The 14,399-nt window shown below is 64.7% G+C and carries 15 protein-coding genes; 10 read left to right on the top strand and 5 right to left on the bottom strand.

Annotated elements, in window-relative coordinates; all coding sequences use genetic code 11:
* A complete protein-coding gene (locus KBA32_RS01235; RefSeq protein WP_294354064.1) occupies positions 1–1,212 on the bottom strand; it encodes a sugar MFS transporter in 1,212 nt (403 codons plus the stop codon).
* A gap of 77 nt (positions 1,213–1,289) precedes the next feature.
* Here KBA32_RS01235 and KBA32_RS01230 point away from each other — a divergent pair, with 77 nt between their 5' ends.
* The 4 genes from KBA32_RS01230 to KBA32_RS01215 are packed head-to-tail and all read left to right on the top strand — an operon-like array spanning position 1,290 to position 8,043.
* Positions 1,290–3,482 (top strand): ABC transporter substrate-binding protein, encoded by a 2,193-nt coding sequence (locus tag KBA32_RS01230; RefSeq protein WP_294354062.1) that lies wholly within the window; start codon positions 1,290–1,292, stop codon positions 3,480–3,482.
* 3 nt (positions 3,483–3,485) lie between these two features.
* Entirely contained in the window at positions 3,486–4,466 is a 981-nt protein-coding gene (locus KBA32_RS01225) for an ABC transporter permease (RefSeq protein ID WP_294354057.1), read from the top strand.
* Positions 4,463–5,881: an ABC transporter permease gene (locus tag KBA32_RS01220; RefSeq protein ID WP_294354054.1), complete on the top strand. Its 1,419-nt coding sequence runs from the start codon at positions 4,463–4,465 to the stop codon at positions 5,879–5,881. The genes KBA32_RS01225 and KBA32_RS01220 overlap by 4 nt, the downstream gene beginning before the upstream one ends.
* Complete coding sequence (locus KBA32_RS01215; protein WP_294354051.1) at positions 5,878–8,043, top strand: dipeptide ABC transporter ATP-binding protein; 2,166 nt, start codon at positions 5,878–5,880, stop codon at positions 8,041–8,043. Before KBA32_RS01220 ends, KBA32_RS01215 begins: the two co-directional genes overlap by 4 nt.
* 15 nt (positions 8,044–8,058) lie before the next feature.
* Here KBA32_RS01215 and KBA32_RS01210 read toward each other — a convergent pair whose 3' ends face one another.
* Positions 8,059–8,964 (bottom strand): LysR family transcriptional regulator, encoded by a 906-nt coding sequence (locus tag KBA32_RS01210; RefSeq protein WP_294354049.1) that lies wholly within the window; start codon positions 8,962–8,964, stop codon positions 8,059–8,061.
* 128 nt (positions 8,965–9,092) lie between these two features.
* On the opposite strand from KBA32_RS01210, the gene KBA32_RS01205 reads away from it, so the two are divergent.
* Genes KBA32_RS01205 through KBA32_RS01195 form a run of 3 tightly spaced genes read left to right on the top strand, consistent with a single transcriptional unit; the run spans position 9,093 to position 10,862 of the window.
* Complete coding sequence (locus KBA32_RS01205; RefSeq protein WP_294354044.1) at positions 9,093–9,626, top strand: cytochrome b; 534 nt, start codon at positions 9,093–9,095, stop codon at positions 9,624–9,626.
* 29 nt (positions 9,627–9,655) lie between these two features.
* Entirely contained in the window at positions 9,656–10,228 is a 573-nt protein-coding gene (locus KBA32_RS01200; RefSeq protein WP_294354040.1) for a YceI family protein, read from the top strand.
* A 55-nt stretch (positions 10,229–10,283) separates the two neighbouring features.
* Positions 10,284–10,862: a YceI family protein gene (locus KBA32_RS01195; protein WP_294354037.1), complete on the top strand. Its 579-nt coding sequence runs from the start codon at positions 10,284–10,286 to the stop codon at positions 10,860–10,862.
* A gap of 221 nt (positions 10,863–11,083) precedes the next feature.
* Here the strand turns inward: KBA32_RS01195 and KBA32_RS01190 are convergent, their stop codons facing one another.
* The 3 genes from KBA32_RS01190 to KBA32_RS01180 form a co-directional block, all read right to left on the bottom strand.
* Positions 11,084–11,599, bottom strand: coding sequence for an Hsp20/alpha crystallin family protein (locus tag KBA32_RS01190; protein ID WP_294354034.1), 516 nt, complete (start codon positions 11,597–11,599; stop codon positions 11,084–11,086).
* A 66-nt stretch (positions 11,600–11,665) separates the two neighbouring features.
* Positions 11,666–12,058, bottom strand: a complete 393-nt coding sequence (locus KBA32_RS01185) for an Hsp20/alpha crystallin family protein (protein ID WP_294354032.1) — start codon at positions 12,056–12,058, stop codon at positions 11,666–11,668.
* Between the two features lie 18 nt (positions 12,059–12,076).
* Positions 12,077–12,514 (bottom strand): Hsp20/alpha crystallin family protein, encoded by a 438-nt coding sequence (locus KBA32_RS01180; protein WP_294354029.1) that lies wholly within the window; start codon positions 12,512–12,514, stop codon positions 12,077–12,079.
* 185 nt (positions 12,515–12,699) lie between these two features.
* On the opposite strand from KBA32_RS01180, the gene KBA32_RS01175 reads away from it, so the two are divergent.
* The 3 genes from KBA32_RS01175 to KBA32_RS01165 form a co-directional block, all read left to right on the top strand.
* Positions 12,700–13,662 carry a DnaJ C-terminal domain-containing protein gene (locus KBA32_RS01175; protein ID WP_294354026.1) on the top strand — a complete coding sequence of 321 codons (963 nt, stop codon included), beginning with the start codon at positions 12,700–12,702 and terminating at the stop codon, positions 13,660–13,662.
* 33 nt (positions 13,663–13,695) lie between these two features.
* Entirely contained in the window at positions 13,696–14,022 is a 327-nt protein-coding gene (locus KBA32_RS01170) for a MerR family transcriptional regulator (protein WP_294354022.1), read from the top strand.
* A 167-nt stretch (positions 14,023–14,189) separates the two neighbouring features.
* A partial coding sequence (locus KBA32_RS01165; protein ID WP_294354019.1) for a universal stress protein occupies positions 14,190–14,399 on the top strand: 210 nt, incomplete at its 3' end.

The following is a 14,399-nucleotide window of genomic DNA, read 5'->3' as shown; positions in this document are numbered from 1 at the left end:
TCAGCGAGGCTTTTCCGGGGCTGCGGGAGGGCCTGCGCGCTTCACGCTGATCGCCAGGCCGACGACGCACAGGGTCATGACGACGCCAAAGACGCCGTAGGTGGCGAATCCCGCGCGGATTCCCCAGGTTTGCGAGAGTGCGGACATTGCAAAGGGGAAGGCGAAAGCACCGATGCCGCCGCCGGTTGCCGCGAAGCCGATGGCCTGCCCCTGTGCGTGCGGGAAGCACTTCCCGAGCAGGGTGATTACCGCCGGGTAGTAGATCGAGCAGCCGAGTCCTGCGAAGAAGACCAGCACGCGGCCGATTTCGATCGTCAGCGGTTGCGGACCGAGATAGCCAAGCACCGACAGCAGGATCACGGCGACGGCGGCCAAGGCTGAAAAGCCGATGAGGACCGCATCCTGGCGCGGGCCTTTGTAGAGCAGCGGCACGCCAAAGCGTCCGGCGAGCAAGCCGGCCCAGAACAAGGAGACGAGGAAAGCGCTGGCTGCAGGCGAGTAGGCGAAAACCGCGACAAAATACTCGGCCACCCAATTGGAGACGCCGAGCTCGACGCCAACATAGACAAGCAGCGCGACGAACGAGAGCCAATAAGCGGGATGCTTGCTCAGCCGCTCCTGCGGCCCGGATTCCTGTTCGCTCGCGTGCGCGGTCAGCGGCAGGGGCGTGAATACCATGACGACCGCGAGGAGCACGAAGACCGCGGCCATGCCACGGAAAATGTAGGTCCAGCCGAGCCCGCTGTGGATCAGCGCGCCGACGGCCATCGGTCCGAGGATGGCGCCGATGGCGAAGGCGCCGTGCATCAGGTTCATCGGGCGACCGCTGTTCTTGTCGTCGATGCGCAAGGTCGCCCAGTTGATCGTGATCTCGATGGCGCCCTGGCCGACGCCGATGAGCGCGCTCAGGAGGATGTTGGTGAGCGGGTCCGGCGTCATGGCGAAGAACGCGAGGCCGATGATGTCGAGCACCAGTCCGAAGAGGATGGTCGGCTTGGCGCCCCAGCGCTGCACCATGTAGCCGCCGGCGAAGGTCGAGAGAAAGAAAGCGACGGCGCCGGCGCCGAGGACGAAGCCGGCGATCAGGTAATTCCACTGGAAATCGGCGAGGATGACCGGCAAGGTCGCGCCGATGATCGTCATCGACATGCCGTAAATGATGAAGACTGCAAAGAGCAGCAGGAAGAGGGCGCGGTGGTGTCGTTCGATCATGGGTGCCATTCTACGGCGAAAGTCCGGGTGATCACGAGGCCGATCTTCGGCCAGCGCTTCAAGTTACACTCTGGCCCATGCGTTTTCTCCGTCCATCCTGCCTGATTCCGGTATTGCTTCTGACCGCCTGCGGCTACCCGCAGAACGACCCGTACCTGGCCGGCGAGCGTGGCACGAGTACGCTGTACTCGGCATTTACCGAGCGCCCCAAGCATCTCGATCCGGCGCGCTCCTACAGCGAGGACGAATCGGTCTTCACCGCGCAGATTTACGAAGCACCGCTGCAGTACCACTACCTCAAGCGTCCTTACGCCCTGATTCCGGCGGCAGCGGAAGCGGTGCCGCACCCGTATTACCTCGACGCGGCGGGCGAGCGGTTGCCGGATTCGGCGCCGGCCGAGACGATCGCGCACAGCGTCTACGAAGTCCGTATCCGTCCGGGCATCCGCTACCAGCCGCACCCGGCGTTCGCGCTCGATGCGGCCGGGCAGCCGGTCTATCAGGCGCTTGACAAGAAAGCACTGGCCGGCATCGATACGCTGGCTGGTTTTGAACATACGGGAACGCGCGAGCTGGTCGCCGACGACTACATCTACCAGATCAAGCGGCTGGCGCATCCGCGCCTGCACTCGCCGATTTTCGGCATGATGTCCGAGCGCATCGTCGGCTTGAAGCGGCTCGGCGAAGCGCTGCAGCAAGCAGCGAAGGGTGGGCCGGACGCCGTCTGGCTGGACCTCGACCGCTTTCCGGTTGAAGGCGTGACGCGCGTCGATCGCTACACCTACCGCGTGACCCTTAACGGCAAGTACCCGCAGTTCCTCTACTGGCTGGCGATGCCCTTCTTCGCGCCGGTGCCGCGCGAGGTCGATCGTTTCTACAGCCAGCCGGGCATGGCCGAGAAGAACCTGACGCTCGACTGGTATCCGGTCGGTACCGGGCCGTACCGCCTGACCGAGAACAACCCGAACCGGCGCATGGTGCTCGAACGCAATCCCAACTTCCACGGCGAGACCTATCCCTGCGAAGGCGAAGCGGCGGACGAGGCGGCGGGATTGCTTGAGGATTGTGGCCAGCCGATACCGCGCATCGATCGCGTCGTGTTTACGCGCGAGACCGAGAGCATTCCGTACTGGAACAAGTTCCTGCAGGGCTACTACGACGCGTCGGGCATCGCCTCGGACAGCTTCGATCAGGCGGTGAGCTTCGGTGCCGGTGGCGCGGTGCAACTGACCGAAGACATGCAGACCAGGGGAATCCGACTGCTGACCAGCGTGCGCCCGTCGCTGTTCTACATGGGCTTCAACATGCTCGATGCGACGATCGGCGAACCGAACGGTGAACGCGCGCGCAAGCTGCGGCAGGCGTTGTCGATCGCCGTCGACCAGGAGGAGTTCATCTCGATCTTCATGAACGGGCGCGGGATCGCCGCGATGAATCCGGTGCCGCCGGGCATCTTCGGCCACGGTGAGGGCGCGGACGGAATCAACCCCGTCGTCTACGACAGGGAGGGCGACGCGGCGAACGGCCAGCCGCGGCGCAAGCCGATCGCAGTGGCAAAGCAGTTGCTGGCCGACGCCGGCTGGCCGAACGGACGCGACGCCAAGACGAACGAGCCGCTCGTGCTCAACCTCGATACGCCAAGCGGCATGGGCGACAAGGCGACGATGGACTGGCTGACGCGCCAGTTTGCCAAGATCGACATCCAGCTCGTCGTGCGCCAGACCGACGGCAACCGCTTCCAGGAGAAGCTGCGCAAGGGGGCGGTGCAGATCTTCTTTTTCGGCTGGAATGCCGACTATCCGGACCCGGAGAATTTCTTCTTCCTGCTGTCTGGCAGCGAGGGCAAGGTAGCGACGGGTGGCGAGAACGCGGCAAACTACCAGAATCCAGAGTTCGACCGCCTGTTTGCCCAGATGAAGAACATGGAGAGCGACGGACCGAACGGTGCGCGGCGCGCGGAGATCATCGCGCGCATGAACCGCATCCTGCAGCACGATGCGCCTTGGATCTTCGGCTTTCACCCCAAGAGCTACACGCTGGCGCACGCCTGGCTGCAAAGCCGCAAGCCGATGGGCGTGGGCAACAATGCGCTCAAGTATCAGCGCATTGACGTCGCCTTGCGCGAACGACAGCGGGCGGCATGGAACGCGCCGGTGCTCTGGCCGTTGGCGTTGATTGCGCTGCTGATCGCGGCGCTCGTCGTTCCCGCCGTCGCGGCGTATCGGCGGCGGGAACGCGGCGTGGCGCGAGATCGTCATCAGGGATCGTAGACCGTGCTCGCCTACATCGTCCGCCGCCTGTTCTACGCGATCCCAGTCCTGATCGGCGTCAATCTGATCACCTTCGCGCTGTTCTTCGTCGTCAATTCGCCGGACGACATGGCGCGCATGCAGCTGGGCGGCAAGCGGGTGACAGCGGAAGCGATCGCAAAGTGGAAGGCGGAGCGCGGCTACGACAAGCCGCTGTTCATCAACGCCGAAGCATCGGGAACCGGGAAGCTCACCGACACCATCTTCTTCGCGAAGTCCGCGCGCCTGTTCGTCGGCGACTTCGGGCGCGCCGAGGACGGCCGCGACATCGCCCGTGAAATCACGCATCGCATGGGGCCGTCTCTGGCGATCGCTTTGCCGACCTTCGTCCTCGGGCTGTTCGTCACCGTCTGCCTGGCCTTGCTGCTCGTGCTCTTCCGCGCGACGGCGCTCGACCTTTCCGGCGTTGTGCTGTGCGTCGCCATGATGTCGGTGTCCGGGCTCTTCTACATCATCGGCGGCCAGTACCTGATCAGCAAGCTGTGGCGGCTGGTGCCGATTTCGGGCTACAGCGCCGGGCTCGACGCGTGGAAGTTCCTCATCCTGCCGGTGCTGATCGGCGTGGTTTCCGGCATCGGCTCGTCGACGCGCTGGTATCGCACGATCTTTCTCGAAGAGATCGGCAAGGACTACGTGCGCACGGCGCGCGCCAAGGGGCTGTCGGAGATCACCGTGCTCTTCCGCCACGTCCTGCGGAACGCGATGATCCCGATCCTGACCGGTATCGTGGTCGTCATCCCGCTGCTCTTCATGGGTTCGCTGCTCACCGAGTCGTTCTTCGGCATTCCCGGACTGGGCAGCTACACGATCGATGCCATCGCCGCGCAGGACTTCGCCGTCGTGCGCGCGATGGTTTTCATCGGTTCGGTGCTCTACATCGTCGGGCTGATTCTCACCGACATTTCCTACACCGTGGTCGATCCGCGGATACGGTTCGAGCGATGACCTTTCTGCCCGTCATCCTCTGGTCCGACCTGCTGATCTGGCTGCTCGTGCTGGCCGGGATCGCGCTCGGCGTCGCCTCGTCGCGCAACCCGCCGCTGCGCGCGGCATGGCGGCGGATGGGGCAGAGCCGGCGGGGCATGGCGGCGGCGACCGTGCTCGTCGCCTTCGTCGCCGTGGCCCTGCTCGACTCGCTGCATTACCGGTCACGCCTGGAGAGCGCGGATGCCGGGCAGCCGACCGCCTACGCGGTCGAGGTGCTCTCGCTACTTGACGCCCTGGCGACGCCGTTGCGCACGCGCGTCGAGAAAACGTACTCCGCGCCGCTGGCGACGCGTTCCTACGCCAAGGAATTCGTCGATGCGCGCGCGGCCGACGGCAGCGTCCATCCGGTCCGCGACTTCCCGCGCCTGAAGTTCGGCGGTGCGCATCTCGGCGACGACGAGAGCCTGCGCCCCGGCGATATCGCCCGGCGCGTACTCGCCGCCGAGGTGCTGGCGATCGCGCTGTTCGCCGGCATCGCCATCGGTGTCGTGCGGCTACTGGCGCGTCGCGCTGGCCGCGACGTACGCACGGCGGGGCGTGCTGCGTGGCGCGGCGAGACCGGCTTTGCCTGGAACGCCGTGCTGCTCACGCTTGGCGGCATGCTGCTGGTCGTCGCGCCGCTCGTCGCGCTGTGCGTCGACTATCACGTCCTCGGCACCGACAAGGTCGGGCAGGATGTCTTCTATCAGGTATTGAAGAGCATCCGCACCGCGCTCGTCCTCGGGCTGGTGACGACGCTGGTCACGCTGCCGCTGGCCATCGGTCTCGGCATCCTGGCCGGCTATTTTCGCGGCTGGGTCGATGACGCGATCCAGTACGTCTACACGACGCTGTCGTCGATTCCCGGCGTCCTGCTGATCGCCGCCGCCGTGCTGATGATGCAGGTGATCATCGACACACACCCGCAGTGGTTCTCCACCGCGGCCGAACGGGCCGACCTGCGTCTGCTCGCGCTCTGCCTGATCCTCGGCATGACGAGCTGGACCGGCCTCTGCAGGCTGCTGCGCGGCGAGACGCTCAAGCTGCGCGAGCTCGACTACATCCAGGCGGCGCAGGCCTTTGGCGTCTCGGATCTCGCCATCATCCGGCGCCACATCCTGCCCAACCTCATGCACATCGTCGTCATCGCGCTGGTCATGGATTTCTCCGGGCTGGTGCTCGCCGAGGCCGTGCTCTCCTACGTCGGCATCGGCGTCGATGCAACGATGACGAGCTTCGGCATGATGATCAACAACGCGCGCATGGAACTGGCACGCGAGCCGATGGTGTGGTGGTCGCTGGCGTCGGCCTTCACCTTCATGTTCGTCCTCGTGCTCGCCGCCAATCTGTTCGCCGACGCGCTGCGCGACGCCTTCGACCCGAGGATGCCATGACTTCACCGGCTGCCGACCCGAAACCGCTGCTTTCCGTGCGCGATCTGCGCGTCGGCTTCTCGTCCGGCCAGAGCGTGCTGGAAGCGGTTTCCGGCGTCTCGTTCGACGTCGCGGCGGGCGAGACGCTGGCTTTGCTCGGCGAATCGGGCTGCGGCAAGTCGGTGACGGCGCTCGCGCTGCTCCGCCTGCTGCCTGCCGCCGGGTGTTTTCTCGGCGGCGCCGTGCGCTTCGACGGCGACGATTTGCTGCACCTGCCCGAGTACGCGATGCGCAACGTGCGCGGCGTCGGCATGGCGGTGATCTTCCAGGAACCGGCGACCAGCCTCAATCCCGTGCTCACGGTCGGGCGGCAGATCGGCGAAGTGCTTGAACGCCACCGCGCCTTGTCCGGCGGCGCCGCGCACAAGGTCGCCCTGGAACTGCTTGCCGCCGTCGGAATCGCCGACGCACCGCGGCGCCTCGACGAATACCCGTTCCAGCTTTCCGGCGGCATGAAGCAGCGCGTGATGATCGCCATGGCGCTGGCCGGCAATCCGCAACTCTTGATCGCCGATGAACCGACGACGGCGCTCGACGTGACGATTCAGGCGCAGATTCTCGATCTGCTCGCGCGCCTGCAGGCCGAGCGCCGGATGGGGATGCTGCTCATCACGCACGATCTCGGCGTCGTCGCGCGCATGGCGCAGCGCGTCGGCGTGATGTACGCCGGCGAGATCGTCGAGCAAGCGCCGCGTGACGCGTTCTTCGCGCGGCCGCGCCATCCCTATACGCTGAAGCTCTTCGCCGCGCTGCCCGACCTGTCGCGGCGCGGCGGCCGGCTGGAAACGATCGCCGGGCAGGTTCCGGCGTTGGCAGCAATGCCCACCGGCTGCCGCTTCGCCGCGCGCTGTCCGCAGGCGTTCGAGCGGTGCCGGGTCGAATCGCCCGGCTGGAGCGATTGTGGGGAAGGGCATCGGGTGCGCTGTCATTGGATCGACGAAGGGCGCGAGTGTGGCGGAGAAGGCGACGCGGGTCTATTGATCCGGCACGAAGAAGTCTCAATTTCCGTTCGGGCTGAGCCTGTCGAAGCCCGTCCCCCTTCGACAAGCTCAGGGCGAACGGACTTCAAACATTACCTCTCCGTATCAATAAGGCAGCGAACCGACCAGCTGCCGGGCGAGGTTATCCCGGTGTCTACTACCCCGAAGCTGCTCGCCGTAGCCGACCTCGCCGTCCACTTCCCCATCCGGCGCGGCATCCTCCAGCACACCGTCGGCTACGTCCGCGCGGTCGATGGCGTTTCGCTCGAACTAGCGCGCGGCCGCACGCTGGCGCTGGTCGGCGAGTCGGGGTGCGGCAAGACGACGGTCGGCAAGGCGATCCTGCAACTCATCCAGCCCACCACCGGGCGCGTGCAGCTCGACGGGCGCGAGTTGACCGGCCTCTCGCGCAAGGCGATGCGCCCGTTGCGCCGGCGGCTGCAGATGATCTTCCAGGACCCGTTCGCCTCGCTCGATCCGCGCCTGCCGATCGGCGAAATCATCGGCGAGGGCATGGGCGCGCTCGGCCTGGTGCAGGCGCGCGCCGGGAGCGCAGCGGTCAATGCAGCCATCGCCGCGCTGCTAGGACAGGTCGGCCTCGACGCCGCGGCGCTGCATCGTTACCCGCACGAGTTCTCCGGCGGGCAGCGCCAGCGCATCGCCATCGCCCGCGCGCTCGCCGTCCAGCCGGAACTCATCGTCTGCGACGAGCCGACCTCGGCGCTCGACGTGTCGGTGCAGGCGCAAATCCTCAATCTCCTGAAGCAACTGCAGGATGATCTCGGGCTCGCTTACCTCTTCATCACGCACAACTTCGCCGTCGTTGAATACCTGGCGCACGAGGTCGCCGTGATGTACCTCGGGCGCATCGTCGAGCGCGGTTCGGTCGACGAGGTCTTGCGCACGCCGCGGCATCCCTACACGCAGGCGCTGCTCTCGGCCGTGCCGAGCGTGCAGGCCGGCGCCGAACGACCGGTCATCCGGCTGGCCGGCGAAGCGCCGTCGCCGGCCAGTCCGCCGTCCGGCTGTCACTTTCACCCGCGCTGCCCGCGTGCCGACGCCACCTGCCGGTGCGACTATCCGGCGGCGACGCAACTCACGGAAACGCACATCGTGCGCTGCTTTCACGCCGGCGACCGGTGAGCGTTTGTGCGTCGGTCAGGCAGGCGCCGGGCGCTCGCCGTCGGCCAGCCGCTCGACGAGAAAATCCATCAGCACGCGCAGGCGGTGCGGGATGTGACGGTTGCCGGGCAGCACGGCGTAGATGCCGAGCTCGGGCAGTGGGTAATCCTGCAGGATTTCGCGCAGTTCCCCGCTGTGCAGGAATTCGTCGGCGATGAAGGTCGGCTGCTGGGCGATGCCGAGGCCGGCGACTGCGGCTTTGAGCAGCACGTCGCCGTTGTTGGCAAGCAGGCGGGGCCAGATGCCGAACGATTCGATCCGGTCGTCGACCAGGAAGCTCCAGCGCTGGCTTGACGGTCCGGCGGTGTAGCCCAGGCACTGGTGGTCGATGAGTTCTGCCGGGTGCAGGGGTTCGCCGTGCGCCGCCAGATAGTCGGACGAGGCGAGCACGACCATGCGCGCGGAGCCGAGACGGCGCGCGACGTCGCCCGGTTCGAGCCGGGGCGTGATGCGCACGGCGAGGTCGATGCCTTCCTGGATCAGGTTTGAGCGCCGGTCCGAGAAATCCATGTCGAGTTCGACCTCCGGGTAGCGGCGCGAGAACTCGATCAGCAGCGGCGCGAGGTGACGCAGACTGTAAACGAGCGGCAGGCTCAGGCGAATCGGGCCGCGCGGCGTCTGGCGTTCCTCGGCGAGCCCGGTCTCGGCGATTTCGACGAGATTGAGGATTTCCCGGCACTTCTCAAGGTAAGCCGTACCGGCCGAGGTGAGAGACAGGCGGCGTGTGCTGCGTGCGAGCAGCTTGGTGCCGAGATGGCTTTCCAGTGCGGCGATTTGCCGCGTGACGACGGAACGCGCGGCGCCGAGTTGCAGCGCGACGGCCGAGAAACTGCCAAGTTCGGCGACGCGTACAAAGAGCCGCATCGCATCGAGACGATCCATCCTGACCTCCCCGCGGACGATTGGTTTCCGGTTTATTGTTGCCGATCGAGGAACAATATTTTCCCGATTGTCTCCTATTTCGCTCCAGGCTTAAGCACTAAAGTGGCGCCATGTTTTCGGGAGACGGGATGAAGAAATACACCGCAACTGCGATCGTCGTGCATTGGGCGATGGCCGCCGGCATCGTCGGCATCTTCTTGTTCGGCCGCTACATGGCCGACCTGCCGGTGTCGCCGGCCAAGCTCAAGTATTACTCGTGGCACAAGTGGGCCGGGGTGACGCTCTTTGCGTTGCTCGCCTTCCGCATCGTCTGGCGCGCGACGCATCGTCCGCCGGAACTGCCGGTGCACATGTCGCGCGGCGAGCGGTTCGTCGCGCACGCCGGCCACGCGGCGCTCTACCTGCTGATGATCGCCGTGCCGCTCTCGGGCTGGCTGATGAGCTCGGCCAAGGGCATCCAGACGGTCTACTTTGGCGTGTGGCCGATTCCCGACCTGCTGGCCAAGAACGATGAACTCGCCAAGCTGCTGCAGACCGCGCACTGGGCCTTGAACATGCTGCTCGCCGCCGTCGTCATCGGCCACGTCGCGGCGGCGCTAAAACACCACTTCCTCGATCGCGACGATGTGCTCACGCGCATGTTGCCTTCGAAGAACACCTGACATTCCGCATCGAATAAAAGGAAATAGCAATGAACAACGCACGCCTCATCCGTATTCTCGGCCTTGTCGCCGCGCTGGGCTTGCCGGCCTTTGCGCAGGCCGTCGAGTTCAAGACCGTGCTCGCCGACAAGAGCGCGATCAACTTCACCTTCAAGCAGATGAACGTCGGCATGGACGGGCATTTCAAGAAGTTCAGCACGCAGCTTGCCTTCGACCCGGCCAACGCCGCGAACGCCAAGGTCAGCCTCGACGTCGACCTGGTGAGCATCGACACCGGGACGTCCGACGGCAATACCGAGGTTGCCGGCAAGCCGTGGTTCAACACCAAGGATTTCCCGACGGCCAAGTTCATCTCGACGTCGGTCAAGGCGCTCGGCGGCAATCGCTACGAAGTCGCGGGTCAGCTGACGATCAAGGGCAAGACGCAGCCGGTCGTCGCGCCGACGACGGTGACGGTGCAGGGCGACCAGGCGACGTTCGACGGCAGCTTCGTCATCAAGCGCGCGGATTTCGCCATCGGCGAAGGCGACTGGGCCGACTTCAGCGTCGTCGCCAACGAGATTCAAGTGAAGTTCAAAGTCCTCGCATCAGGCGGGAAGTAGCAGCTGTATCACCCTCAAGACCCTGTTCCACCTCTATTCAATCAGGAGCATCGCCATGAACAAGAAAACCCGCCTCACCCTGGCCGCAGCAGTCATCGCCACTTTCAGTGGTGCCGTGCTGGCCGCGCCCGAAACCTTCATCATTGACGGTTCGCACACCTTCCCGCGCTTCTCCTACAGCCACTTCGGCTTCTCGACGCAGCTGAGCCGCTTCAACAAGACGAGCGGCAAGATCGTGCTCGACCGCGAGGCGAAGACCGGCTCGGTCGACGTCGTCATCGACACCACGTCGGTTGATACCGGTTTCGACGTCTTCAACGGTCACATCCAGGGCGAAGATTTCCTGAGTACCGAGAAATTCCCGAGCGCGACGTTCAAGTCGACCAAAGTGCGTTTTGAAGGCGACAAGCCCGTCGCCGTCGAAGGCGATCTGACGATCAAGGGCGTTACCAAGCCAGTAACGCTCACCTTGACCTCCTTCATCCTGCAACCGCACCCGATGCTGAAGAAGGACGCGATCGGCGCCAACGCAACGACCAGGATCAGCCGCACCGAGTTCGGCGCCGGCAAGTACGCGCCGAACGTCGGCGATGAAGTGACGATCGATCTGGCGGTTGAGGCGATCAAGGAATAGGAAGAGCGCGCCTTTTCCGTTCGTGGTGAGCTTGTCGAATCCTGTCCTGAGCCTGCCGAAGGGCATGAACGGGCCCGAAATGAGGGCATCCCGCCCTTCGACAGGCTCAGGGCGAACGGTAGTGGAGTGCTGTCGGTCACTCTCATTCCTCATTTATGAAACGGCCCTGGTCGGCGTCGATTGCGCGCTTGCCAGGGCCATTATTGCGTGCGGCGGGCGCGCTATTCGATCTTCACCTCGATCATCCGCGGCCTGGCCGGCGTCTCCTTCGGTAGTTCGATCCTCAGGATGCCGTCCTTGTAGCTGGCCTGCGCCCGGTCGGCGATGACCGTGGCCGGTAGTTGCACGCTGCGCCGGAAAGAACCGTAGGCGCACTGGAAGCTGCGGTAGCGGCCTTCGGTCGTTTCGCTTTCGAAGCGCTTTTCACCCGAGACGATCAAGGCGCCGTTCTGCACTTCGACGGTGAAGTTGTCCTTCTGCATGCCGGGGATTTCGAGGCGCACGACGATCTTGGCGTCGTCCTCGAAAACGTTGCCGGCGAGCATCGCCCAGGCCGTTCTCGGCCAATAGGCTTCATCATCCACATCCTTGCTGGCGGGCAGTTTGCTGTCCTCGCTCGACTTGAAGTGCGTGATTGCGCCAACCGACTTGCGCAACCGCTGCCAGCCCTCGGTCACGCCTTCGGTGACCGTGTTCCAGGCACTGTTCAGTCCCTCTTTCAGTTCGTCCAGTTTCATGATGTCATTCCTCCAGGATTCGAATGGAATGCCGATGGGCCGGCTCGTCGAACCGGCCCAAGGGTATCAAGCCACCTGAACTTCGATCTTGCGCGGTTTGGCGTGCTCGACCTTGGGAATGCTCAGTTTGAGCACACCGTGGCGGAACTCGGCGGCCACCTTCTCGCTGTCGAGTTCCTTGCCGAGCGTGAAGGTGCGCTGGTAACGCGGCATTTGCACTTCCACGTGGCTGGGTTCCAGATTGCCGGCCAGCGGCAGGCTCACTTCGCCTTCGATGGTCAGCGCGTCGGCGTCGATGCGCACGTGCAGCTTGTCCTTCGGCACACCCGGCAGGTCGGCGTAGAGCGTGATGCCCAGCGCATCCTCGATCACATCGACCGGCGGCAGCATGACGCCCGTTTCCGTGCGTTCGGCTTCAGTGCTCCTTGCATCGGTCTTGGCAACATTGGTGTCACTCATCTCGGTCTCCTCAAGCGATTACTGAATGTTGATACGACGGCTCTGGGCGGCGGTACGGCGCTTGATGCTGATGGCCAGCACGCCGTCGCTGTAGGTCGCCTTCGTGCTGTCCGGATCGACGTCGTCCGACAAACTGACCACGCGGCGGAAGCTGCCGGCAAAGCGTTCGTTGATATGCACGGCCGACTTGGCGCCATCGCCCGGCAACCCGCTCTTGCGCTCACCCGAGAGAGTAAGGACGCCGCGATCGATCGTTACGTCCACGGTGGCCGGATCGAGCCCCGGCGCAAAGGCAAAGATTTCGATCGATTCGGGCGTGGTGCCGACATTCAACGCCGGGAAACCGCCGCGACCAAAGCCGCGAATGCTGCTCGCCGGACCGGAATAGCGCTGGAACTCGCGCTGCAGGCGGTCCAGGTTGGCGAAGATGTCACTGGGAAACAGGGTTCGGTACATAGTGCTCTCCTTTCGCTGGGACGCTTGGATAGATACCCGCCGAAAGGGAGACTTCAGCGGGCTTGAATTCAAGATAGGGTTGCTCCCGCCGCATTTCAAGACCCCGAAACTGACCCCTTGAAATCGGCCAGGCGTGCACCTATGTTCAAGGCAGAAGCCGTACAGGTATTGGAACGAGGTCCTCAATGAAATTCCGGGATTACTACCAGATACTTGGCGTCGAGCGCTCGGCGGGCGCCGACGAAATCAAAAAGCAGTACCGCAAGCTGGCGCGCAAATACCATCCGGACGTCTCGAAAGAACCGGATGCCGATGCGCGCATGAAGGAAGTCAACGAAGCCTACGCCGTGCTCTCGGACCCCGAGCGGCGCGCTGCCTATGACCAGTTGGGGCGCGAATACCAGTCCGGCCAGGATTTCCGCCCGCCGCCCGACTGGGACGCCGGTTTCGAGTTCTCCGGCCACGGCATTCCGCCCGAGAACGCCGCCGACTTCAGCGACTTCTTCGCCGAACTGTTCAGTCACATTGGCGGCGCTCGTGGTCCTCGTGCGACGGGCGGGATGGGCGGAACGGGCGGCTACGAGGCGCGCGGCCAGGATCACCACGCACGCGTCGTTATCGATCTCGACGATGCGTGGACCGGCAGCACGCGCCAGATCAGCCTGCGCGTTCCGCAGGTCGGCGCGGGCGGGCGGATCACGCTCGCCACGCGCACGCTCAACGTCAGGATTCCGCAAGGCGTGCGCGAAGGCCAGCTGATCCGGCTGGCCGGGCAGGGCGCGCCGGGCATGGCCGGTGGCAAGGCTGGCGATCTCTATCTCGAAGTGCATTTCGCGCCGCATCGGCGCTTCCGTGTCGAGGGGCGCGACCTGCATCTCATGCTGCCCGTCGCACCTTGGGAAGCGGCGCTGGGTGCGACGATCGCCATCGCGCTGCCGGCCGGCCAGCAGGTGAAGGTACGCATCCCCGAAGGCGCGCAGAGCGGGCGCGCAATGCGCGTGCGCGGCAAGGGCATTCCGGGCGATCCGCCGGGCGACCTCTTCCTGACCGTCGAGGTGGTGCTGCCCGATGCAAGTAATGCAAAGGCTCGCCAGTTCTATGAAACGATGCAGCGCGAACTGGCCTTCAATCCGCGTGCCGCGTGGTAAGCCTTGATGAGCCTTGATGAGGAAAGACGCGAGATGATTGTTTCCGACGACTCTGCAAACAACGAAGTTCCTCAGGGCGATCCGATTACCGCCGTCGTCGTCGACGAGCAGTGGTTCGACAGAGGAGAGTTCGCCGCCGTCTGCGGCGTCACGCTCGACTGGGTAAGCGTGCATGTCGAGGCCGGCGTCTTCGACGTGTCCGGCGACGAACCCGCGCACTGGCAATTCGCCGGCCGCGAGATCCGCCGCGCCCGCCAGATCAACGCGCTCGAACGCGACTTCAACGCCATGCCCGAACTCGCCGCGCTGGTCCTTGATCTGCAGGACGAGCTGGCCCGCCTGCGCGGGTCGTCGGGTTGATGCTGCAAGCAGATGGGCACGTATGCAGAGGAACTGGACAAGTAGGAGCGCAGCTCGCTGCGCGATAACGGCGTATCAGGTAACGAGATCGCCCATTCGCCCAGTAGAACCGGGCTCAGACAAGTCGTGGCGACCGTGCGGCCGCGCTACAAGAAATAGGAGGTTCATTGTTCAAACACATTCTCGTTCCGACCGATGGTTCGGAATTATCGCAAAAAGCGATCCGCAACGCGGCGATCCTGGCGCGGGAAAATCGTGCGCGGCTGACGGTGTTCCATGCTCGGCCGGAGTTGCGGATGCCGTTCTACGACGAATACATCCGCATCGAAAACGACATGTGGAACGAGTGCGCTCGCCTGTCCGGCGAAGAGGCGCGC

It is taken from the genome of Propionivibrio sp. (assembly GCF_017995515.1).
GTDB lineage: Bacteria > Pseudomonadota > Gammaproteobacteria > Burkholderiales > Rhodocyclaceae > Propionivibrio.
The sequence above is the reverse complement of the archived record's forward strand: the minus strand, read 5'-3'. Positions and strand labels throughout refer to the sequence as shown.

Coding starts and splice junctions, on each gene's coding strand:
- KBA32_RS01235 (WP_294354064.1), bottom strand. CDS start 1,212: ATGATCGAACGACACCACCGCGCCCTCTTCCTGCTGCTCTTTGCAGTC.
- KBA32_RS01230 (WP_294354062.1), top strand. CDS start 1,290: ATGCGTTTTCTCCGTCCATCCTGCCTGATTCCGGTATTGCTTCTGACC.
- KBA32_RS01220 (WP_294354054.1), top strand. CDS start 4,463: ATGACCTTTCTGCCCGTCATCCTCTGGTCCGACCTGCTGATCTGGCTG.
- KBA32_RS01215 (WP_294354051.1), top strand. CDS start 5,878: ATGACTTCACCGGCTGCCGACCCGAAACCGCTGCTTTCCGTGCGCGAT.
- KBA32_RS01210 (WP_294354049.1), bottom strand. CDS start 8,964: ATGGATCGTCTCGATGCGATGCGGCTCTTTGTACGCGTCGCCGAACTT.
- KBA32_RS01205 (WP_294354044.1), top strand. CDS start 9,093: ATGAAGAAATACACCGCAACTGCGATCGTCGTGCATTGGGCGATGGCC.
- KBA32_RS01200 (WP_294354040.1), top strand. CDS start 9,656: ATGAACAACGCACGCCTCATCCGTATTCTCGGCCTTGTCGCCGCGCTG.
- KBA32_RS01195 (WP_294354037.1), top strand. CDS start 10,284: ATGAACAAGAAAACCCGCCTCACCCTGGCCGCAGCAGTCATCGCCACT.
- KBA32_RS01190 (WP_294354034.1), bottom strand. CDS start 11,599: ATGAAACTGGACGAACTGAAAGAGGGACTGAACAGTGCCTGGAACACG.
- KBA32_RS01185 (WP_294354032.1), bottom strand. CDS start 12,058: ATGAGTGACACCAATGTTGCCAAGACCGATGCAAGGAGCACTGAAGCC.
- KBA32_RS01180 (WP_294354029.1), bottom strand. CDS start 12,514: ATGTACCGAACCCTGTTTCCCAGTGACATCTTCGCCAACCTGGACCGC.
- KBA32_RS01175 (WP_294354026.1), top strand. CDS start 12,700: ATGAAATTCCGGGATTACTACCAGATACTTGGCGTCGAGCGCTCGGCG.
- KBA32_RS01170 (WP_294354022.1), top strand. CDS start 13,696: ATGATTGTTTCCGACGACTCTGCAAACAACGAAGTTCCTCAGGGCGAT.